Genomic DNA, 22,672 nt, shown 5'->3' on the forward strand with positions numbered 1-22,672 from the left:
CGCCACCACCGTCGCGTATCGCATTCTCGCGGCCCAAGGGCCGCACATCTAGCTGGCAATGCAGACATAGCAAACAAAGGAGACAAAGATGGAGATTCGCAACAAGACCGTGGTGGTGACCGGCGCGGCGACCGGTATCGGACGCGCGCTGGCACTGGCCTTTGCCGCCGGCGGCGCGCGTGGCGTGGCCGTGGCCGACCTGGATGCGAAGGGCGCGCAAGAGGTGGCCGCCGAGCTGGCCAAGGCCAGCCCTGATTGCCAGGTGTTCGCGCAACAGGTCGACGTGGCCGATGCTGCCGCGGTGCAGGCGCTGGCCGACGAAGCCACGCAGCGCTTCGGCCAGATCGACGTGTTCTGCTCCAACGCCGGCATCATCCTGCGCAAGGGTCTCGAGGCCAGCGCCGAGGAGTGGCAGCGCATCTGGGAGATCAACGTGATGGCCCACATCCACGCCGCGCGCGCGGTGCTGCCGCAGATGCTGGCGCGTGGCGATGGCTATTTCGTCAACACCGTATCGGCCGCCGGGCTGCTGTCGCAGATCGGCTCGGCGCCGTATGCCGTGACCAAGCACGCTGCCATCGGCTTTGCCGAATGGCTGTCGATCACTTATGGCGATCGCGGCATCAAGGTCAGCTGCATCTGCCCGCAGGGCGTGCAGACGCGCATGCTGTTCGGCGAGGACGGCGATCGCAAGGGCTTCCTGCAGGCGGGCTCGGTCACGCCCGAGCATGTGGCGCAGGTCACGCTGGAAGGGGTGAAGGACGAACGCTTCCTCATCTTGCCGCATCCGGAAGTGCTCGAGTACTACCAGCGCAAGGGACAGGATTACGATCGGTGGCTAAAGGGAATGCGCCGCCTGCACGATAAAGTGATGGCGGAGTTCGGTGGCACGGTGGTGTGAGTGTGGCGTGAAATCCGCGCCATAGCATCATGCTGAGCCAACGCCGCCGCCGGACAGGCACGAGTTGTCGCGCCCGTCCGGCGGCGGCTTGCGGGACAATCTCTGGTACCAAAAAAACAAATCAAGTCATCGGGAGACATACCATGCGCATCACCTCTTTCGCAGCGGCCGTGCTGGCCACCTGCGCCGCATTCGCCGTGCCATCGGCCCAGGCCGACACCTATCCCTCCAAGCCGATCCGGATGGTGGTGGGTTTCCCTAGCGGCGGCGCGCCCGACATCCTGGCGCGCATCTTCTCGGAGAAGATTTCCCCATCCTGGGGGCAACCGGTGGTGGTGGACAACAAGCCCGGCGCCGGCGGCAACATCGGCGCCGAAGCCGTGGCGCATGCCGCGCCCGATGGCTACACGCTGGCGCTCGGCACCGTGGGCACGCACTCCATCAACGGTGCGCTCTACAGCAAGATGCCATATGACATGGTCAAGGATTTCGCGCCGGTGATCCTGGTCGCGTCGACGCCGAACGTGCTGGTGGTCAACCCCTCCGTGCCGGCCAAGAACGTGGCCGAGCTGATCGCGCTGGCGAAGGCCAAGCCGGGCAGCCTCACCTTCGGCACGCCGGGTGTCGGCACCTCGCCGCACGTGGCGGGCGAAATGTTCAACTCGCTGGCCGGGGTGAAGCTCACCCATGTTCCCTATAAAGGCCGTGCCATGGCGATTCCTGATCTGCTCGGCGGCCATATCTCCATGATGTTCGACAACCTGCCTTCGGCGCTGCCGGTGATCAAGGAAGGCAAGGTGCGGGCGTTAGGGGTGACCAGTGCCAAGCGCTCGCCGTCGGCACCGGATATTCCTACGCTGGCGGAGCAGGGGTTGCAGGGGTTTGACGCGGATTCGTGGTTTGCGATTTTCGCGCCGGCGAATACGCCTAAGGATGTGGTTGCCAAGCTGAATGCCGAGTTGAATCGGATTTATCAGTTGCCGGATGTGCAGGCCAAGTTGAAGACGCTTGGGTTGGATCCTATTCTTGGGACTCCGGAGAAATTGGCTGGTTTTCAGCGGGCGGAGATTGCTAAGTGGGCGAAGGTGGTGAGGGATTCGGGGGCTAAGGCGGATTGAGTTCTTCTTGGGGGGAGTGTTTTCGGCGTTGGTTTTTGGACCCAACAGCGTACGACATTCCCCCTGCGGGGGGACGCCGGTCACTCTTCTTTGCTTCGGCAAAGAAGACTAACGAGAAGAAAGCCGACCCTGCCGGGAGCAGAGCCATCAGACTCTTCAACTGCGTTGATTGCGTCGTGCGGGTGGTGGCTTCGGCTGGCATGTCCTACCGGCTTCAACGGCTGCTCCCCTGCGTACCACACGGGTTTCGTGGTGCGGCCCCTAGTGGCGGGCGCCGCGCCCATTCGGCCATCTGCCGTTCGCGATGCAACGGGCCACGATTCTTCGAGCCCAACTGGTTTCGTGGTTTTGTCTCTGGCGGAACGCGCGGTGATTGTTCGATCCCTGCCGTTCGCAGGGGGCGGCGCCGCGCAACTTCGCAATGATGCGTTTCGTGGTGGGCGCGGTGGCCCACGCTCAGTCCCCTGCGGCCTCGTTCATGGATTGGTCGAGAACCGCACAACACCGTCGCCAGATCCTTCCGTGTTCGCTGACCGGGCCACGGCGCCACCACGAAACGAAGACGGCCGTATGCAGTCACGGCTAGCGCCGGTACGGCAGGGTGTCAATTGGCAGGGTATTTGCCGTCAGAGACAAAACCACGAAACCAGCAAGGTACGAAATGCCGTGGCCCGTTGCCCCGCGAACGGCAGATGGCCGAATGGGCAGGGCGCTCACTATCAGGGGCCGCACCACGAAAGCACTGGGTAATGCTATTGCGCTGCCCTTCGAGTCGGTAAGGCAGGCCAGCCAAGACCTTGTGCCTGACGACGAAACCACCAACGCGCAATAGCCTGATTGCTCTGCCCCCGGCAGGGTCGGCTTTCTTCTCGTTAGTCTTCTTTGCCGAAGCAAAGAAGAGTGACCGGCGTCCCCCGCAGGGGGATGTCGTACGCTGTTGGGTCCAAAAACCAACGCCGAAAAACGAGGCCACGGGCGATTGAGCGCGGGCCACCGTGCCCACCACGAAACCCATCATTGCGAAGTTACGCGGCGCCGCTCCCTGCGAACGGCAGGGACCGAACAATCACCGCGCGTGCCGCCAGAGCCAAAACCACGAAACCACCGGGCAATGGCATTACGCTACCCTTTGAGCCGGTAAGGCACGCCAGCCGACACCTGGGCCGCACGACGCAATCAACGCCGTTGAAGAGCCTGATGGCTCTGCCCCCGGCAGGGTCGGCATTCTTCCCGAACGCTGTTGGGTCCAAAAACCAACGCCGAAAACAAGACCCCTCAAGCAATGTCCCAATTCAAAACTCAAAGATCCGCATCAACCGCCCCCCGCACCGGCGCCGCAGTCCCCGTACCCCCCCGCAACCGACTAAAACTAACCCCCGCCCCAATCCCCGCAACAACCGCCGCCACACAAAGCGCCACCCGCGCAGCGCCACCCTGATCGATGCTGAACAACAACGCCAGCACGGCAGTCCCCGTAGTCTGCCCAAGCAACCGAGTAGTCGCCTGCGCACCGCTGGCGCCACCGCTGCGTGCGGGCGGCGTCGCCCCGATCATGGCCCGGTTGTTAGGCGACTGGAACAAACCGAACCCCAGCCCGCACATCGCCATGCGCCAGCACACGGCAAAGCTTGAAGCATCCGGCCCGAGCAGCGCCAGCCCCACCAGCCCCGAGCCCAGCAACGTCAGCCCGATGCCAGCCAGAACGCTGGCGGGATACCGGTCGGACAAGCGCCCCGACAGCGGCGCCATGATGGCCACCATCAACGGCCACGGCGTGATCAGCAGCCCGGTTTCATGCAGCGAGCGGCCAAGCTGGTATTCCAGGTAGAAGGGCAGTGCGACAAAGGACAGCATCTGCGCCATGAAGGAGCAGAAGGACGTACCCACCGCCAGCGTGAATGAGCGGCTGGCGAACAGGTCCACCGGCACCAGCGGCGCCGGCTTGCCGCGTTGCATGCGCACCAGCCACCAACCCAGCGTGGCAGCCACCACCAGCGCGGCCGCCGCGGCAGGCCGCCAGGCGGCATGGCCTGCGCCGTCCACACCCAGGATGAACAAGGCGAACACCACGGCCGATAGCAGCGCGCTGCGATAGTCGAAGCCATGCGGCTGGGGCGGCGTTGCGGGCAGCGCCGTGCGCGCCAGCGCCAGCGCGAAGATCGCCACCGGCACATTGACGGCGAACAGCCACGGCCAGCTGGCGAAGGACAGGATCAGCGCGCCCACCGAAGGGCCCACGGCGATGGTGATACCCACCACGAGCGCATTCAGGCCAATGCCACGGCCGAGTTTGGTGGGCGGGTAGATAAAGCGCACCAGCGCCGTATTTACGCTCATGATGCCGGCCCCGCCGATGCCCTGCACCACCCGCGCAGCCACCAGCACCGGCAGGCTTGGCGAGAGCGCACACAACAGCGAACCCACCAGGAAGACCGCCAGGCCGATGCGGTACACGCGCTTGTAGCCAAGGATGTCGCCCAGCGAGGACAGCGGCAGCAGGCACACCGTGACGGTGAGCTGGTAGGCGTTGACCACCCAGATGGTGCTGGATGGGTCCGACGCTAGCTCGCGCGAGATCGACGGCAACGCGATATTGGCGATCGAGCCGTCGAGCACAGCCATGATGAGGCCGCAGAACACGGTGAGGATGGCCCAGTTTCGTTGGGGATGGGGTAGGCCTTGGTGTGGCTGCATGGGAGGAGGGCGGGGGGTGAGGAGAGGCGGGAGCGTTGCTTAAGATGCTTGACGACACAATTATCGTCGCGTGCGGCGGCGCTCGCAAACTATCGGATTGTGTTAAGGCGGGCGCGGTGGTGTTGTTTTTTTGGTGCCCGCGGCGGTCGAGGGCCTGGCCCGCCGCTTTGCGTGGAAGCGGGGCGTGGGCGATGTTCAGCGTTTCCCTGAGAAATAAGGCAAAAAACCCGCCATCCTCTTCAAAACGCGCCAGCGGCCCGACGCTATGATCCCCTGCACGATGTCCCGGAACCGAGGTCGCGAGATGCCCCTCGGCAGGGGATGCATGCGTTTTCCGGACAGCCAATAGCCATGTCAACACCAACCAACGAGGGCCGCCGGCAGCCAGTCCCCGCCAGTCTCGACCCCGTCGACTGGAGCGGGCTCAGGGCGCAGGGTCACAGCATGCTCGACGATATGCTGGATTATCTCCAGGGCATTCGCGAGCGGCCGGTCTGGCAGCCGATTCCCGACGCGGTGCGCGGGCGCTTTCGCGAGCCCTTGCCCCGGCAAGGAAGCGGGCTGGACCAGGTTCACCGGACCTTCATGGACAGTATCCTGCCGTTTGCCGTCGGCAATGCGCATCCCGGCTTCATGGGCTGGGTGCATGGCGGGGGAACGCCCGTCGGGATGCTGGCGGAAATGCTCGCGGCGGGGCTCAATGCCAACCTGGGTGGCCGCGACCATATCCCGGTCGAGGTCGAGTGGCAGGTGCTGCGCTGGGTGATCGAGCTGTTCGGCTTCCCGCAGGATGCGAGCGGCCTGTTCCTGACCGGCTCCTCCATGGCCAATCTGTCCGGCGTGCTGGTCGCCAGGACCCGGGCGCTCGGCAGTGGCGTCCGGTCGGGCGGCGTGGCGCAAGCTTCGCGCCGCCTGAGTGCTTATACCTCGGCCAGGGCGCATGGCTGCATCGCGCAGGGCATGGACCTCGCCGGCCTGGGAAAAGACAACCTGCGATCGATTCCCGTTGACGATCTGGGGCGCATGGATATGGCATGTCTCGAGGCGGCCATTGCCGTCGATCGCGCTGCCGGCTTTACGCCATTTCTCGTCGTCGGCACTGCCGGCACCGTGGATACGGGTGCCATCGACGACCTGGCAGCGATCGCGCGCATTGCCCGCCGGGAGCAACTGCATTTTCATGTCGACGGTGCCTTCGGCGCCCTGGCCATGCTGTGCCCGCAATTGGCCCCGCGCCTGCGCGGAATCGAGCAGGCAGACTCGATCGCCTTTGATTTCCACAAATGGCTGCAAGTCCCCTATGACGCCGGCTTCCTTGTGGTCCGGGACCGGCAATTGCACTTGCGCACCTTTGCGACGCACGAAGGCACCTATCTCAGCCGCGGCGAGCGCGGCATGGCGGCCGGTTCGCCCTGGCCTTGCGATTTCGGGCCGGACCTCTCGCGCGGCTTTCGCGCGTTGAAGACCTGGTTCACGATCAAGGTCTACGGTACCGAGCGCCTGGGCGGCATGATCGCCCATACCTGCGCGCTCGCGCAAGAACTCGCGCGGCGCATCGATGCCGAGCCGGAACTGGAAATGCTGGCGCCGCTATCCCTCAATATCGTTTGCTTCCGCTTCATCGGCACCGGGCTTGCGCACGGCGCCATCGAACAGGTCAACCGCGATCTCGTCGTCGCCCTGCAGGAATCCGGCGTGGCCGCGCCGTCATCGACCGTGCTCGATGGCCGCTTCGCGATCCGGGTTGCCCTTTTCAATCATCGCAGCACCGAGCAGGACATTGATGTCCTGCTCGGTGCCACCCTTGCGCTCGGCCGGTCGCTGAGTGCACCGTTATCCATTCCCGAAGCCAGCGACTTGCCACAATGAATGCAATCCATGACCGCGTGACCCAGGCGCCGGGCCCGGATACCCTGATCGGTCTGCGCTACCTGCTGCGGGCGGCCCACCAGAATGAGGATCTGCGCCCGCTTGGCGCGGAACTGATCAAGCATCTGGAGTCGCATCCGGACGACGCGAACGCACTGATGGATCTCTCGCTGGTCCTGCAACTGATTGGCGATCATGCGCTCGCCATGACTGTCCAGGCCGAGGCGCTGCAGACGCGGCAGCTTTATCATCTGCCGACCTTGCGCGGTGATGGCGTTGGCCTGCGCGTGCTGGCCGTCATGGTGTCGGGCGATCTGATGGCCAACACCCCGATCGAATGCCTGCTGGGCAACTCCGACGTGGCGGTCGACGCACTGTATGTCACACCGGAAAACCCGCTGCCGCAGGCCGTGCCGGAGCACGATGTGCTCTTTATCGGAGTTGGCGAATCCGACCGTACCCAGCCCGTGCTGGAGCAGTTGCGCGCACTCGCGGCCATCTGGCCGCGCCCAGTGCTGAACATGCCGGATCGCCTGCAACTGCTGTCGCGGGACACGGCTGCGTCGATACTGGCGTCGGCTCCGGGCATCTGCATGCCGCCGACCCGGCGCGTGGATCGCCAGGTACTGGCGAGTGTCGCCAGTGGGCAGGCAGCGATCTCGTCGGTGCTGGGCGAGGGCAGTTTCCCGATCATCGTCAGGCCCCTTGGTTCGCATGCCGGCAAGGGACTGGAGAAAATAGCCGACGCGGCCGAACTCGCCGGCTACCTGGCGCACAGCCAGGAGCCTGCGTTCTACGTCTCTTACTTCATCGACTACCGGAACGCGGACGGCCAGTACCGGAAATACCGGCTTGTACTGATCGAAGGGCGCCCGTACGTCTGCCACGTCGGCATCTCCGAGCACTGGATGATTCACTATCTCAATGCCGGCATGGCGGAGAGCGCGGCCAAGCGGGATGAAGAAGCGGCGATCATGCGCGACTTCGACCACACCTTCGCGCTGCGTCACAAGGATGCACTCGCGCTGATTCAGGAGCGGCTGGGCCTTGACTATGTCGGCCTGGATTGCGCCGAGACGCCGGATGGCGAGTTGCTGGTGTTCGAGGCGGACACGGCCATGGTCGTGCACGATATCGATCCGGTCGATCTTTTTCCCTACAAGCAGCCGCAGATGCACAAGATCTTCGCTGCGTTCAGGACCATGCTGATCAACGCCAGCCATGCCGACCATGCCGACCGACCGCACGCTCCCGATGCCGCTGCCATCGACGGCTGACCTGCTGGTGAGCGGCGGGGATCATCGCATCGCGCTGGACCCCGTCACTGGCCGGAACAAGTATGGTTGCCAGCCATGCGCTTCACCGGGGCTGGTTGCCTTTGGCTCGTCCACTTCCTCGGGGATCTCGCCGGCGGCGTTCGCCGTGGCGGACGGACTTCGCGGCCGGCTGGCCGGCGGGCTGGCGCACCAGCCCGCAGCCGAGTTGTATCGCCGCGAGTTGGAGCGGTTGCGCGGCGAGTTGCTGGCATTGTGCGGCATCGATCATGCCCTTGACCCCGGGCTCGTCTTCTCGGCGTCGGGCACCGATGTGCATTTGCTTGCGGCGCAGGTGGCGGCGAGATTGTCGGGGGATGGCGGCGCCAGTGGCGTCCCGGTCCGGCCCCTGGTGATCCTGGCCGGCGAGGCCGAGAGCGGCAGCGGCGTGCCCGCGGCGCTGACCGGGCGGCACTTCAGCACGTATAACGCGCTGGGCCGTATCACCATCCCGGGCGAATCCCTTGGCCGGGCCTGCGCCAGCGACATCCTCAATGTGCCGATTCGTCACGCCGATGGCAGTCTCCGGGATGCCGACGTGGTCGACGTGGAAATCGAAGCGCTCGTCAGCCAGGCCGTGCATGACGGACGTCATGTGCTGTTGGTGCTGATCGATGTCTCCAAGACCGGATGCRTTGCGCCARGCATCTCGTGCGTGATGCGCCTGCACCGCCGCTGGCCATCGGCGGTGCAGGTTCTCGTCGACGCCTGCCAGTTCCGCATCGAGCCGGGCACCATCCAGGCGTATCTGCGCAACGGCTTCATGATTGCGCTGACCGGTTCCAAGTTCGTGGCAGGGCCATCGTTTTCCGGCGCCCTGCTGCTGCCGGCAGTGGCCGGCGAGACGCTGCGCCAGCGGGGCATCCCTGCGGAACTCCGCCTCTACTCTGCTCGCGAGGAGTGGCCCCGCGACTGGCCATGCGCGCAATCCCTTGGATCGCATGCGAATTTTGGCTTGCTGCTGCGCTGGCAGGCCGCGGTCCATGAGTTGCGCGAGTTCCGCGCGGTGCCAGCCCCGCAAGTCGAGGGCATTCTGCGGCGCTTCGCCAATGCCATCCGGCAAAGGCTGAGCCGCGATCCGGCTTTTTCCATCCTGGATGTACCGGCGCTGGACCGCACGGCGCTGAACATCCTGTCGAACTGGGACGATATTCAGACCATTTACCCCTTCCTGCTGTATCGGTCGGCTTCGCATGGCGGCAAGACTGCGCTCAGCCGCGACGAAACGGCTGGAATCTATCATCGGCTGCAAGGGCCGGGGCGCGGCGCCGACGCTCTGGCCTATCACATCGGTCAGCCGGTCGACTGTGGTCACAGGGCGGGTATCCCTGTCAGCGCCTTGCGACTGTGCATGAGTGCCAGGCTGGTGGTTCAGGCCGCGCGCGACCCCGGTCAGGAAATGGGCGTTATCAGACAGGCCATGTCCTGTCTGGATACGGTCGCAGCATTGGTTCGCACCCCACCATCCTCGCTCAGTGGCACCACAGTGCTGGATGCGGCATTTTCATAAGCCCCGGGCGGTAGCCTGTCGGTTTTTCCGCCTGGCTGGCGCCGGCAGCGCCGGGCTGCTTCATGCACTGGTGCGCGGCAGGCATGGTCATGGTTCCATCGGGTTCCATCGCCGCGGCATGATCCCAGGCTCGTGCCCGCGGAGGATGCCAGCCCAGGTCGTGGGTCGTCGCCTCCGTCATCATCATGGCATCGATTGCGACTTAAAAGGTATATGGCTTTAATCGTTGGTTCTTATAATATTTTTTAATAAGGTTTAAAGTAATTAATATGCCGGGAGACGAAAAAAGCACACCTTTCTTCCCGGTATGCATGGTGGATGAGACGACTGAGTTTTTTAATAGGAATTCGTACCGAGATGATCACTCGGTTGAGCCAATTTTCGGTTTCGCGGCTTGCCCGCGACTCGGGGATTACCCAATTTCCACTTCAGAATAATGCTGGCCTACTGTGCCGACGGGGAGTGCGTGTCACGCGGCCTATCGGTCGCAGCGCGGTGAACTTGCGGACCGGCCGGCATCCGGTAGCCAGGCACCAGGAAATGGAGGCGTAGGCTGTGTCAGCTGAGCGATCCGTAATCTATCTAGTCGACGACGATGAAATTGTGCTCTGGACATACCATGAGTTGCTCCGTGGTCTTGGCGCAGACATAAGGCAGTTTGTTTCCTCTCGCGAGTTTGTCGAATCGTACCGACCGGCTCCGGTTGAATGCCTGGTTTGCGATCTGCGCATGCCGGGGATGTGCGGCCTGCAGGTGCAGGGCGCGCTGGCAGGCATGGGCGTTTTTCCGCCAACCATCTTTGTCTCCGCTTACTCCGAGGTCGCTTCGGTGGTCAAGGCGATCAAGGCGGGCGCGCTCGATTTCCTGGAGAAGCCGGTCGATGGCGCAATGCTGGTACAAAAAGTGCGCGGCGCGCTGGAGCGCAGCCGCCAGATGTACGAACAGAGGCTGGCTTCGGCCGACAAACGCACGCGGCTTGCACTCCTGACCCCGAAGGAGCGAGTCGTTGCCTGGCACGTCACGACCGGCAAGACCAGCAAAGCGATTGCCACGGAACTGGGGATCAGCGCCCGTACCGTGGAAAATCACCGGGCGCGCCTGATGGAGAAACTGCAAGTCAAATCCGCAATTGAATTGACAACGCTGTTTCTTGATTGATCCATCCTGCCGGGACGCCAATAAAAAGTGACGAAGACCAGAAATCAAGGTCGCGTTATCTGCCGCCACCGGGCCGGAACGCCGCCGTCGTTTTACAAGCCGCGAACCGTCGCAGGAAATCATGATGAAGCGCTACTTCAGGAGTCTGCGAGGGACGGGCGGTAGGGAAACCCGCCTGAATTTCATCATGACGGCGGTCGCCGTCGTATTGCTGCTGGTCTTGAGCCACGAGGTGCTCGGGGGCCTTGAAAAGCAATTTCATCGGAGCGCCGAAAGCCGCCTGAAAGGCGTGCTTCAGGCGATATCGGACCTGAACCGGACCATGGGAGAGGATTCGGCGGGGCGGGTCGGGACCATTGCCGAGAACCCTGCCCTGATAAAACTGGTGAAACGTATCCTGGCCAATCCCGGCAGCGCGGATTTGCTGACTGAATTCGATCAGTGGATTCTGCCGATCTACAGGAGCCGGGGCTTCGACGGCTATGCCCTGATCAGGCCGGACCAAACCATTGTCGCGGCGAGCAGCCCGTACTATGTCAACTTCTCGAATCTGACCGAGCAGACAAAACGCACGTTGCGGGGGGCGCAGGAACTTGGATTTGCCATCTCGCGGCCCACTGTCTCGACGCTGCCGCTCATGGTCCAGGGCGTCGAGAAGCCGGCCGGGATGTTCTATCAGCTTGCGTGCGCACGCATCAATGCGGATGGACGGATCGTCGGCTACCTGTGCCTGCGCGTCGATCCCTACGTGGGACTATTCAAGATTCTCAAGGCGGGCCGGATAGGCGAAACGGGCGAGGCTTACGCGATCGATTCCTCCGCGCGCATTCTCTCCCCGACCCGCGCCTCGGAGCGCCAGGCGGCGCCGGATCGTCCGCGGCAAGATGTCGCCGGGCCGCTGTGGGCGAGAGTGCCCGGCAAGCAGCCTGCCGGCGATGCGCTGGCGCGGGGCGGCGCTGGCGACGCTCCGACCAAACTTGCGTCGCAGCTGCTGGCGAATAGAGGCGAGGAAGCGGTGGCCGCCGATGGCTATGACGGCTATGACGGGCACAAGGTCATCGGGGCTGGTCGATGGCTGGATAGCCAGGACATGGGGCTGGTCGTCGAGCTACACGTTGACGAAGCCTATCAATCGTACTTCCTGGTCCGGACGGCGATCGTGAGCCTTACCGCGATTGCGATCGGGCTGATCCTCGCGCTGGCGGCGTTCCAGTGGCGCGCGCGCCGCAGTGTGTGCGAGAACGAGGAGCGCATGCGCGCATTCCGCGAGAACGTGCCGACCGGGCTGGCCTACAAGAACCTCAAGGGCGTGGGCATCATGGCCAATCGCGCTTACGAGCAAGCCATCGGGGTGCCGCACGGCGCTGCCGTGGGATGCTGCGACTGGGACATCATCCCGAATCGCCGTATCGCGGAGATCAGCCGCGATATGCACGAACTGGTACTGGCCAGCGGAACCTCCCAAAGCCAGGTGCATACGACCAGTCCTCGTTACGGGTATGAACGTATCTTCCGCGTGGTCAAGTTCCCGGTGCGCGCGCCGGACGATGCGGGCATCATCGGCGTCGGTACCGTGGTCGCGGATATCACCGAGCAGGAGCGCACCCGGCAGGCCCTGGAACTGCTTACCAACACGCTGGAAGCTCGCGTCGAGGAGCGAACTCTGCAGCTGACGGTAGCCCGCGAGGCGGCTGAATCGGCTGCGCGGGTCAAGGCGAAGTTCCTGGCCAATATGAGCCACGAGATCAGGACGCCGCTGAATGCCATCATCGGTATGTCGCATCTGGCGCTGAACAGGGAGTGCGACGACAAGCTGGATCGCTATCTGGCGCGCATCAGCGCATCCGCCGGGCACTTGCTGGGGATCGTCAACGATATCCTGGATTTCTCGAAGATCGAGGCGGAAATGCTCACCGTCGACGCGCGCGAGTTCTACCTGTCCGAACTGCTGGACCGTGTCACTGGCCTGTTCTGGGAAACGGCGGAAGCGAAAGGCGTCATGATGTCCATTTCCACGTCCCCCGCGATTCCGCTTCGGCTTGTCGGCGATCCATTGCGGGTCGGGCAGATCCTGATCAATTTCCTGAGCAATGCGTTGAAGTTCACGGATCGCGGCGAGGTCTCCCTGCGAGTCAGGGAGACGCTCGTCCGCGACAGCCATATCGGCTTGTGTTTCGAGGTCGAGGACACGGGCGTAGGCATCGCGCCGGAACAGTTGCCGCAGCTGTTCACGCCGTTCCAGCAACTGGATAGCGCGATGAACCGCCGCTTTGAAGGCACGGGGCTAGGGCTTGCGATCTGCAAGAAGCTGGCGGAACTCATGGGCGGGCGTGTCCTTGCGCGGAGCCAGGCCGGCGTGGGAAGTACCTTCTCGTTCGAGGTATCGCTGGAGATTGCGGGAGCGGACCGGGCGGCCGGTGCGGGCTCCGGGCGTTCGCATACGGATACGGCGCCATCGGATGGCCGCTCGCTCGCCGGGCCGGCGTGGCAGGCATTGCACGGGCGCACGGTCTTGCTGGTCGAGGACAACCCGATCAATCAGGAGGTTGCGCGCGGTCTTCTCGAACTGGTGGGCATGGACGTGCATGTTGCCTGCGACGGTCCGCGGGCGCTGGYGACGCTCAAGGAGCACGCATTCGATATCGTGCTGATGGACATCCATATGCCGGGCATGGACGGCATAGAGACCACCGGCGCGATTCGCCACGGCCTGGGGCTGCAGGCCCTGCCGGTGCTGGCGCTGACGGCCGACGCGATGTCGGCTGACCGCATCCGCTGCATCGAGGGCGGGATGAACGATCATATTTCAAAGCCGATCGACGCAGAGGCGATGTTCCGCACCATTGCGGCATGGCTACCGCCCGTGGCTAAACCAGGGGGCGCGGATCGCGGTCAGGCAGGCGCGGGGACAAGGATGGATGTGGCGGCGCAGACGAGTCCCCCTGCGTCAGCGGTGGTGAAAGCCCTGAAGGGCGTACCGGGCCTGGACGCCGCTGCGGGGATCAAGCTCTTGTTCGGTCGCGAGGATCTCTATGTCAATCTGGCCAGGCGCGTATGCGCCGAACGCTCGGACGTGGTAACGCGGATCCATGAGGCCATCGGGGGCGGCGATTTTGGCCGGGCATGCCTGCATGCCCATGGCATGCAGGCCATCCTCGGCATGCTTGGGGCGGCGGAGCTCGCGCGGGCATGCATGGAGCTGGACCGTGCCTTGCGGGATGGCAAGGCGGATGCCGTGGCGCTCTCCACGCTGGGCCTGGACTTCCCGGCGCTGATCGCCAACATGCGCTCGGCGTGTGCCGTGGGCGCGGTATAAAAAAATCCAGAGCCAGCCCGGTGCATGAATCTGGCACTTCATCTGCAAGGGGGGGGACACGGGGAGTGCTGTTTCCCTGCAAGAATCGGCCATGCTGCTAATCCTCACGCGCAAGGCGGGCTCTGGACCGGAAAGCGTGGTGCCGGCCATCACATCAGTCGCTGGAACTGCCAACGATTCAGCGGCGTTCCGCGCCGACCGGGGCAGCACACAGGTCGAGTCCGGCGGACAGGAACCTGAGCGTGCGCAGTTCAATCTGGGTGAATACGCCGTTGATCGTCACCCATGGGTAGCGGACACCAGACACCGTATGCTCGAAAGCGATCAACGTCGCATCGCTGTCGATTGCGCACACGAAGCGCCGGACGCCGATGTCGGGATGCCGGACCTCATAGCGCGCGCGATGTTCAAGCCGGAACTCGCTCCGGCCTTCGCGGATCACTCTCGATATGGCATGCCCCGGCACGTCGGGCGCCAGACTGTTGAGAATGCGGCTTAACCAGTCGTCGTATTCCAGCGCGGTTTCCCCGCTGCCCACCGCCATCGTCCACTGGTCGATGCGCAAGGTATGGCGAGCAGATTGCTGATGAGATTCCATGCCTCATGATGGCTCGGCGACGGCTGCCGCGAAAGAGTAGAAGTACTCAGATCGCCGAGCCTGTATTCGCATCCGTTGCCGGGGGCGTCGGGGGAGTAGCGGAGAGGGGGAGTATTTTTACTCTTTTCGATTCTGCGAGACCCGATGACAATGCCGCCGGTGCTTCGATCCAGCGAAAGACGGACCTTGATGTCTGCGGGAATTCGCTGTTGGTCGGGCACCATGCCGGCGCGCCGTCTGGCGGCGCCGGCAATGCGGACACGTCTTCCGACGTAGCCGGCGAGCATTGAAATGATTGCGGGGTGTCAGCGTCAATGCCATGCGACCGTTGTCCGTCCCTCTTGGAAAGCCCACTTCGGTGGGCTTTTTTTCTTGTCGCTGGCGCGCGGCGCCGGCAGGTCGCCGTGCGCGYGGGCTCGGCGCGGGCTCGGTGCGGGCTCGGGTTAACGGCCGGCAGGGCCAATACTTGAGCCCTCCGCAAGTGGGGCTGAATTGCGGCGCAATACAACCGTTATGGCAAGCAGGGGCTGGGATGCCCCTTGCTTTGTTGCGTCCCGGGCCGGGCGCGCGCGGACATCGCCTGCCCGGCAAATATCCCTATCTGACTCTCCCATGCGCCCAGACAATCCCGACGCACAGCCCACGATTCTGGTGGTGGACGATGTTCCGGAGAACATCGCGATGATGGCCGCGTTGCTGCAGGATCGCTATCGGGTGAAGGTGGCGACTTCCGGCGGCGTGGCGGTGCGCATCGCGTCGGCAGCGCCGCCAAGCCTGATCCTGCTCGATGTGATGATGCCCGACATGGACGGCTACGAGGTGTGCCGGCAGCTCAAGGCGAATCCGGCCACCATGGACGTGCCGGTGATCTTCCTCACTTCCCGCACCGGCGAGCACGACGAGACGCGCGGGTTCCAGGTTGGCGCCGTGGACTACATCATGAAGCCGCTCAGCCCGCTGGTGATGCACGCCAGGATCGCCACCCATCTCACGCTCAAGAACGCCAGGGATTTCCTGCGGGACAAGTCGGCCTACCTGGAGCAGGAGGTACAGCGGCGGATGCGGGAGATATCCATGATCCAGGATGTCACCATCATGGCCATGGCATCGCTGGCGGAGACGCGCGACAACGAAACCGGCAACCATCTGCGGCGTACCCAGCACTATGTGCGGCGGCTGGCGCAGGCGTTGCAGCACCACCCGCGTTTCAGCGAGGAACTCAACGACGAGACCATCGCGTTGCTGTTCAAGTCGGCACCGCTCCACGACATCGGCAAGGTGGGCATCCCGGACCGCATCCTGCTCAAGCCAGGCAAGCTGAYCGCCGAAGAGTTCGAGATCATGAAGACCCACACCATCCTCGGGCGGGATGCCATCGCGCAAGCCGAGGCCCAGTGCGGCGCTCCCAACTCCTTCCTGCGCTACGCGCGGGAGATTGCGCACTATCACCAGGAGAAGTGGGATGGCAGCGGCTACCCGGAAGGGTTGTCGGGAGATGCGATTCCGGTGTCCGCGCGCCTCATGGCGGTTGCCGACGTATACGATGCGCTGATCAGCCGGAGGGTCTACAAGCCGGCGTTCCCGCACGAGCAGGCGGTGCGCATGATCGGCGAAGGCCGCGGCCGTCATTTCGATCCGGACATGGTCGATGCGTTCCTGGCGATCGCCCATGAGTTCCACGCCATTTCGCAACGCTACGCCGATACCGACGCGGACCATGCGCGCGAGGCGGAGCTGCTGGCCGCCAACGGTTATTCAGCCGCGACCCCTGGAGAATGATCGCCATGGCTGTCTCTGATTCCCTGCCTGGCTGGCGCAAGCGGGGGATGCGTCCCGGTGCCTGGCGCTATGTGTGCCCCGTGCTCCTCATGCTGGCGGTCTGCCTGCTTTCCGGCGGCGCCATCCACCTGGTGTACGAGAATAACCGCGCCATCCTGGGCGCGCGCATGGAGTCGACCCTGGCGGCCAACGCGCGCCTGCTGGGGCTGTGGAGCGGAGAACAGCAGCGGCGGGCGGGAACGATAGCGCGCATGGCGGAGGGGCTCAGGCTCGCGCGGCCGTTGCTATCCGCGCAAGGCCAGCCGTCGCCGGACCGCGAGGCGGCGGCCAGGTTTGAGCGATGGGCGACGCCGCTCTACCAGAGCAATGGCTACCTGGGCTTTGCCCTGGCCACGCCGGCACTCCAGATCGTCGCATCGGAACTGCCCAGCCGCATCGGCCTCCCGTTGTTGCCGGAATCCGCCAGGACCGCCAGGCGGGCGCTGGAGGAGGGCAGCGCGGTCTCGCCCCCTTATCCGGCCCCGGAGCCAACCCGTGACGCATCGGGCGCGCTGGCCGACTTGCCGTTCCAGGTGGTGTGCGCCCGCCTGTCCGACGCGGGACACAACATCGGCGTGTTGTGCCTGCGGGTGGATCCCCGCGCTGTGATGCTGCCGATCATCGAAGCGGGTCGCTTTGCCCGTACCGGCGAGTTGTACGCCATCGACAGCCAGGCCAGGCTGGCCTCTCCCAGCCGCTTCACGCGCGAGCTGGCGGCAACGGGCAGGCTGGCACGGAATACGTCGTCCATGCTCAATATCGCTGCCCGGGTGCCTCTGCAGCCAGGCAAGGCCGGGGGGAGCGGCCAGCAGGACGGCCCGCTGACCCTGGTCGCCGGGAGCGTGCTGCGCGACCGCGCGCCGGTGCTTGCCTTCGACTATCCGGACTTCCGCGGCGAACGGGTCGCGGGCGCGGCCAGGTGGATCCCCGGCCTGGAGGTGGGGCTGATCGTGGAGCAGGAGATGGGCGAGGCGTTCTCCTCCTATCTGTTCACGCGAAATGTCGTGGTGGCGCTGACCGCCATCATCCTGCTGCTGATCGCCATCGCCACCTGGATCCTGCGGCGGGAGGGCCGGCTCCTGGCCCAAAGCGAGGAGAGGATGCGCGCCATGCTCGAGCATTCGCCCGCGATCATGTCGCTCAAGGACCGCCAGCACGTCATGCTTGCCGCCAATCCGACCACGCAAGCCCTGTTGGGAGCGAGCGAGGCCGACGTGCTGGGCAAGGCTACCTGGGAGTTCAACACGGCAGCGGACGAAGCCCGGGCGCGCTGGGAGATGGAAGAGCGCGTGATGTCCTCGGGCAAGGCAGAGGAGCACATCTACGCCATGCAGACACCGCTTGGCGAGCGCCAGCTGCAGATGATGCGCTTTCCCGTGCGTGACCCGCACACCGGCGAAGTGGTGGGGGTCGGTGCCGTGGGCATCGATATCACGGAGCAGGTGGAGGCCAATCACCGCCTGAAATCGCTGTCCCAGACGCTGGAAGGCCGGGTCGAAGAGCGGACCTGGGAACTGGCCCAGGCCAATGCCGAGCTGGTCGTCGCCAAGCAGGCCGCCGAGAGCGCCGCCCATGCCAAGGCCAGCTTCCTGGCCAATATGAGCCATGAAATCCGTACCCCGATGAACGCGGTGATCGGCATGGCGCACCTGGCGCTGCGCACGCGGCTCGATGAGAAGCAACGCGGCTACCTGGAAAAGATCCAGCATTCCGGGCAGCATCTGCTGGAGATCATCGATGACATTCTCGACCTGTCGAAGATCGAAGCCGGCAAGCTGGAAATCGAGCGGATCGATTTTTCGCTGGAACGGATGTTGCGCACGGTGAGCGACCTGGTGGCCGAGCGCGCCGTCGCCAAGCATCTCGAACTGATCGTCGAAGTCGCCCCGGACGTGCCGGACTCGTTGCGCGGCGATCCGCTTCGGCTCAGGCAGATCCTGATCAATTTCGCCAACAACGCGGTCAAGTTCACCCATCAGGGCGAAATTGTCATCCGCGTCGAACGCCGCGGCGCCGGCGAATCCCAGCCCCGCATCCGCCTGCGCTTCGAAGTGCGCGACACCGGCATCGGCATCGATGCGGCCACGCACTCCCGCCTGTTCCAGAGCTTCGAGCAGGCCGATGCCTCGACCACGCGCCGCTACGGCGGCAGCGGCCTCGGCCTGGCCATCTGCCGCCGCCTGGTGGAACTGATGGGCGGCACGCTGGGGGTGGACAGCACCCCTGGCCAGGGCAGCACCTTCTGGTTCGAACTCGACCTGCAGGCAGGAAAGAAGCGGCCTGCCCGTGCCATGGTCGCACCGCAGCTTGCCGGCTGCCGTCTGCTGGTGGCGGACGATCACGACTACGCGCGCCAGGTCGTCATCTCCATGCTGCGCAACTTTGGCTTCCGCGTGGACGAGGCCGCCTCCGGCCGGGCCGCGCTGGCGAAAATCGCGTTGGCTGACGAGGCCGCCGACCCGTACCAGGCCGTGTTCATCGACTGGAAGATGCCTGGTCTCGACGGCATCGAGACCGCCCGCCATATCGATGCCATGCGCCTGCGCCACCCGCGTCCCCGCCGGGTCATGATCACCGCGCACGGCCGCGAGGAAGTCTTGCGCGAAGGCGAGCGCTCCGGCTTCGATGCGACCCTGATCAAGCCGGTGAGCGCCTCGATCTTGCTGGAGGCGACCGTGCGCACGCTGGCCGCCGACGAGGATGCCCCGGAGGACGCCGCCGAGGCGCGGGAGAGCGCGCCGGACGCGATGCTCTCCTTGCCCAGCGCACGGGTGTTGCTGGTGGAGGACAACGACATCAACCGGGAGGTTGCGGTTCACTTGCTGCAGGCCGCGGGGATCTACCCGGACGTGGCGGAGAACGGTGCCATTGCGCTGAACCAGGTCCAGGCCGGTGCCTACGATCTTGTCCTGATGGATGTGCAGATGCCCGTGATGGACGGGTTCGAAGCCACCAGGCGCATCCGGGGGCTGCCGGGTTTCGCGAGCTTGCCGGTGATCGCCATGACGGCCAATGCGCTGCCGGAAGACCGGGCGCGTTGCCTGGCGGCGGGCATGAACGACCATATCGCCAAGCCGATCATTCCGGCGGCCTTCTATGCCACCCTGCGCCAATGGCTGTCGGTTCCCGGTGGCGGAGATCCGGCGCCGCAAGCCGTTGCCCGGCCGGCCTGGGTCGACGCGCTGGCGGCCTCCCCGCACCTGGACGTGAACGGCGGCCTGGGGCGTGTGAGTGGCCGCGTGGAGGTCTATGGCCAGTTGCTCGAACGCTTCGCCGCGGGCTATGCCGACATGCCGGACCGCATCGGCGAGCGCATGGCCCGGGGCGACCGTGACGGCGCCTTGTCGCTGGCCCATTCGCTCAAGGGACTGGCCGCCAATCTTGGCGCCATGGCGCTTTCCTCCGCCGCGGCTACGCTGGAGGCGAGCTTGTTGCTGCCGACCGCGCCCGGGCGCCCGGATTCCGTCAAACTGCTGGCTGTCCTGCGCGCGGCCTTGCTGCCGTTGCTCGATGTCCTGCGCGCGCACTTGCCGGCTCAGGACGCTTCACCCCAGCCCGGCGCCGTGCCGGCGGCCGGCCCCGATCGCCAGGATGCCGCGCTGGCTGCCGTCCTGGAAGCACTACGCGGACAACTGGAGGGGGCCGATAGCGAGGCCAACAACACGTTCGCCCGCTACCGCGACGTCATTGCCCGCGGCCTGTCTGCCGACGCGTGCAAGCGCCTGCAGGCGCAACTGGATTGCTACGACTATCAGGGGGCACTGGAAACCCTTGGCGGCTAGGCCGCCGGGCCGGGATTGCCATACTGGCTCGCGATCGCCACGACATAGCCATCGGCGGCGCGCAGCCAGATCTCGCGGTGCCGCGCGTTCGCGCAGGCGGCGTCAGTGCGAATGCCTGTGATGGATATCCGGATAGTGCGGATGCCTGTGGACCAGGGGGGCATGCCGGTGCAGGTGCCGGTGCGGCTCCCGCCCGTCCCAGGGGAAGTCGTGTTCATGCTGGTGATGCGCATCGTGGCGATGCGTGTGGCTGTGTTCGAGCGGCTCGTGGGTGTGCTCGTGCTCGTGATGCTCGCGCAGGTGCAGCCAGACACCCAGCGCCATCAGCAAGGCCGCCGCGTAGAACACCACATGTGGCGGCTCGGGCCACATGGCCAGTGAAATCGCCACGCCGAACAGCGGCGCCACGGAAAAATAGGCACCTGTGCGGGCGGTACCCAGCAGCCGCAACGCGATGACAAAGAGCGCCAGGCTGACGCCGTACCCGAGGAACCCGATGGCCATGGCCGCGCCCAGCGCGGGCAGCGCCGGCAACCGGGCGCCGGTGGCAAGGGCCAGCCCCGTGTTGCAGAGACCGGCCGCCAAGCCCTTGATGCAGGCGATCAACACGGCGTCGTTGCTCGACACCTTGCGCGTGAGGTTATTGTCGATGGCCCAGCACAGACACGCACCGATGATGAGCAAGGCGCCGGCTGACAATGGCAGGCGGCCCGGCTGCCAGGACAGCAGCAAGCCGCCGGCAACGATGGCGGCCATGCCGATCACGATCGGGCGGCTGGCATTCTCCCTGAAGACCACCCAGGCGATCAGCGCGGTGAACACGCCTTCCACGTTCAGCAGCAGGGAAGCCGACGCCGCGCTAGTTCCGGCCAGGCCGCTCATCAGCAAGGCCGGCCCGGCCATGCCGCCGGCGAGGATGGCGCCCAGCAGCCACGGCATTTCCCGGCGCGGAATGCCAGGCATCTGGGTACCGGCATTGCCGGAGCCCATCCCGATGCGCCGCAGCACCAGCAGCAGGCCAAGACCCAGGCCGCTGCCCAGGTAAAGCAAGCCCGCCAACAGCAAGGGCGGGACGGATCCGGCCAGGGCTTTGGCAAGTGGCGTGCTTGCCCCGAACAGCAGCGCGGAGGCCAGGGCGGGGGCGGCGGTGCGCAGGGACATGGGCGTATGGCACTGGCTGGTTGGTTGTTAACGTATTGTCGCCCGGCCAGGCCGCGTCAGGGCGTGTCCTGGGCAGGCATGACCGGCGACCAGCGATGTTCTTCCGCCTGGCAGTGCAGGCACCAGGCGAAAAGGGCGTCATACATCACCATGCCGTGCGCGAGCATCTCGTGATCGTCGGCGAACACGTGCGACAGGCCCCGCGAGATGGCATATAGCCCCGCCGATTGCGCAGTGAGGTCCAGCCGCGAGATATCCGCCCCGCGCATATGCGATCCGCGCGCTCGCTGATACTGGCTCTGGATGGATTTGTGGTGATAGCGTAACTTCGCCAAGGGCTGCCCGATGACCGCGCCGGTGCATGGCTTGCAATCCATTGTTCAGCACACGCTGAAACGTTCGCCCGCGTCGCATGCCCACAATGGTTGCGATGCCTTCCCCGGGAGAACCGCATGCCAGCCAACCCCACCGCGGATGCGCGCGCGGCCCACGCCAGCGGGCCCGCGCCGGACCTGGCGCTGCTGCTGGCCTTGTCCACGCTATGGGGCGCGTCCTACACCTTTATCCGGCTCGGCGTTGCCACGATTCCCCCGGTGACGCTGATCGCGGCAAGAACACTGATCGCCGGCGCGCTGCTGGTGGCCTGGATGGCCGCCAGGGGCATGCCGATGCCGCGTGATGCTGGAACCTGGCGCCGCTTTGCCGTGCAGGCCATGCTGAACAGCGTGGTGCCCTTTACGCTCATCGCCTGGGCCGAGCAGTCGGTTCCGGCCGGCCTGGCGACGATCCTGAACGCCGCCTCGCCGGTGATGGCCGTGCTGGGAACCTGGCTGGTCACCCGCCACGAACGCATCGCGGCGCGCAAGCTGTTCGGCGTGATCGCCGGGCTCGCGGGCATTTGCATGATCGTCGGCACCAGCGTGCTGGGCGGCCTCGGGCAACAGTTGTTGCCGCAACTCGCCATTGTTGCCGCCACCGCCTGCTATGCCGGCGCGGCCATCTACGGCCGCTCGTTCAGGGACCTGGCGCCGGCGGCGCCCGCGGCCGGTTCGATGATCGTGGGGGCGGCATTGCTGGTGCCGGCAAGCCTGGTCATGGACCGGCCCTGGACGCTGCATCCGTCAATGTCGTCGCTGGCCGCCTTGCTGGCGCTATCGGTTTTTTCCACCGCGCTGGCTTTTGTCATCTACTTTCGCCTGGTGCGCACACTGGGTCCTGTGGGAACCACGGCGCAAGCCTATCTGCGCGTGCCGATCGGCGTCGCCATCGGCATCGTGTTTCTCGGCGAGTCGCTTACGGCCGGGGCATGGGCCGGCCTGGCGTGCGTGGTTGCCGGCGTCGCTGCCATGACGATGCCCGCGCGGGAGCGCCCCGCCGGCGCAAAGCCTGCAACGCCGACGGGCCGCGCGTGACCAACCCGTCGTACATCTGCAG

The 22,672-nt window shown here is 65.2% G+C and carries 13 protein-coding genes and 1 pseudogene; 10 read left to right on the plus strand and 4 right to left on the minus strand.

The window, feature by feature from the left end:
• Window positions 1–88 precede the first annotated feature (88 nt).
• Both AC1DT6_RS15090 and AC1DT6_RS15095 read left to right on the plus strand, forming a co-directional pair.
• Complete coding sequence (locus AC1DT6_RS15090) at window positions 89–901, plus strand: SDR family oxidoreductase (protein WP_441633329.1); 813 nt, start codon at window positions 89–91, stop codon at window positions 899–901.
• Between the two features lie 143 nt (window positions 902–1,044).
• Window positions 1,045–2,019, plus strand: coding sequence for a Bug family tripartite tricarboxylate transporter substrate binding protein (locus tag AC1DT6_RS15095; protein ID WP_441633382.1), 975 nt, complete (start codon window positions 1,045–1,047; stop codon window positions 2,017–2,019).
• 1,299 nt (window positions 2,020–3,318) lie between these two features.
• Here the strand turns inward: AC1DT6_RS15095 and AC1DT6_RS15100 are convergent.
• On the minus strand, window positions 3,319–4,713 hold the full coding sequence (locus AC1DT6_RS15100) for an MFS transporter (protein ID WP_441633331.1): 1,395 nt from the start codon (window positions 4,711–4,713) through the stop codon (window positions 3,319–3,321).
• Window positions 4,714–5,064: 351 nt separating this feature from the next.
• Here AC1DT6_RS15100 and AC1DT6_RS15105 point away from each other — a divergent pair, with 351 nt between their 5' ends.
• From AC1DT6_RS15105 to AC1DT6_RS15125, 5 genes are all read left to right on the plus strand, one after another.
• Window positions 5,065–6,582 carry a pyridoxal phosphate-dependent decarboxylase family protein gene (locus AC1DT6_RS15105; RefSeq protein ID WP_441633333.1) on the plus strand — a complete coding sequence of 506 codons (1,518 nt, stop codon included), beginning with the start codon at window positions 5,065–5,067 and terminating at the stop codon, window positions 6,580–6,582.
• Window positions 6,579–7,859 (plus strand): ATP-grasp domain-containing protein, encoded by a 1,281-nt coding sequence (locus AC1DT6_RS15110; RefSeq protein WP_441633335.1) that lies wholly within the window; start codon window positions 6,579–6,581, stop codon window positions 7,857–7,859. The genes AC1DT6_RS15105 and AC1DT6_RS15110 overlap by 4 nt, the downstream gene beginning before the upstream one ends.
• The gene (locus AC1DT6_RS15115; protein WP_477114757.1) at window positions 7,804–9,405 is read left to right on the plus strand and encodes a hypothetical protein; all 1,602 of its coding nucleotides are present in this window, start codon (window positions 7,804–7,806) and stop codon (window positions 9,403–9,405) included. The genes AC1DT6_RS15110 and AC1DT6_RS15115 overlap by 56 nt, the downstream gene beginning before the upstream one ends.
• A 555-nt stretch (window positions 9,406–9,960) precedes the next feature.
• The gene (locus AC1DT6_RS15120) at window positions 9,961–10,563 is read left to right on the plus strand and encodes a response regulator transcription factor (protein WP_441633339.1); all 603 of its coding nucleotides are present in this window, start codon (window positions 9,961–9,963) and stop codon (window positions 10,561–10,563) included.
• A gap of 121 nt (window positions 10,564–10,684) precedes the next feature.
• Window positions 10,685–13,879 (plus strand): ATP-binding protein, encoded by a 3,195-nt coding sequence (locus tag AC1DT6_RS15125; protein ID WP_477114758.1) that lies wholly within the window; start codon window positions 10,685–10,687, stop codon window positions 13,877–13,879.
• A 178-nt stretch (window positions 13,880–14,057) separates the two neighbouring features.
• Here AC1DT6_RS15125 and AC1DT6_RS15130 read toward each other — a convergent pair whose 3' ends face one another.
• The gene (locus tag AC1DT6_RS15130) at window positions 14,058–14,477 is read right to left on the minus strand and encodes a hypothetical protein (protein ID WP_441633342.1); all 420 of its coding nucleotides are present in this window, start codon (window positions 14,475–14,477) and stop codon (window positions 14,058–14,060) included.
• Window positions 14,478–15,089: 612 nt separating this feature from the next.
• Between AC1DT6_RS15130 and AC1DT6_RS15135 the strand changes: the two genes are divergently transcribed.
• A complete protein-coding gene (locus tag AC1DT6_RS15135; protein ID WP_477114759.1) occupies window positions 15,090–16,256 on the plus strand; it encodes a response regulator in 1,167 nt (388 codons plus the stop codon).
• A gap of 5 nt (window positions 16,257–16,261) precedes the next feature.
• Window positions 16,262–20,077, plus strand: a complete 3,816-nt coding sequence (locus AC1DT6_RS15140; protein ID WP_477111306.1) for a hybrid sensor histidine kinase/response regulator — start codon at window positions 16,262–16,264, stop codon at window positions 20,075–20,077.
• A 102-nt stretch (window positions 20,078–20,179) separates the two neighbouring features.
• Here the strand turns inward: AC1DT6_RS15140 and AC1DT6_RS15145 are convergent, their stop codons facing one another.
• A complete protein-coding gene (locus AC1DT6_RS15145) occupies window positions 20,180–21,238 on the minus strand; it encodes a DMT family transporter (RefSeq protein ID WP_441633348.1) in 1,059 nt (352 codons plus the stop codon).
• A 56-nt stretch (window positions 21,239–21,294) separates the two neighbouring features.
• A pseudogene (locus AC1DT6_RS15150) lies at window positions 21,295–21,507 on the minus strand (chromate resistance protein ChrB domain-containing protein); the annotation flags it as partial.
• A 183-nt stretch (window positions 21,508–21,690) separates the two neighbouring features.
• On the opposite strand from AC1DT6_RS15150, the gene AC1DT6_RS15155 reads away from it, so the two are divergent.
• Window positions 21,691–22,650: a DMT family transporter gene (locus tag AC1DT6_RS15155; protein WP_441633350.1), complete on the plus strand. Its 960-nt coding sequence runs from the start codon at window positions 21,691–21,693 to the stop codon at window positions 22,648–22,650.
• Window positions 22,651–22,672 lie beyond the last annotated feature (22 nt).

The sequence above is a fragment of the Cupriavidus sp. 01L45 genome, from assembly GCF_056399885.1.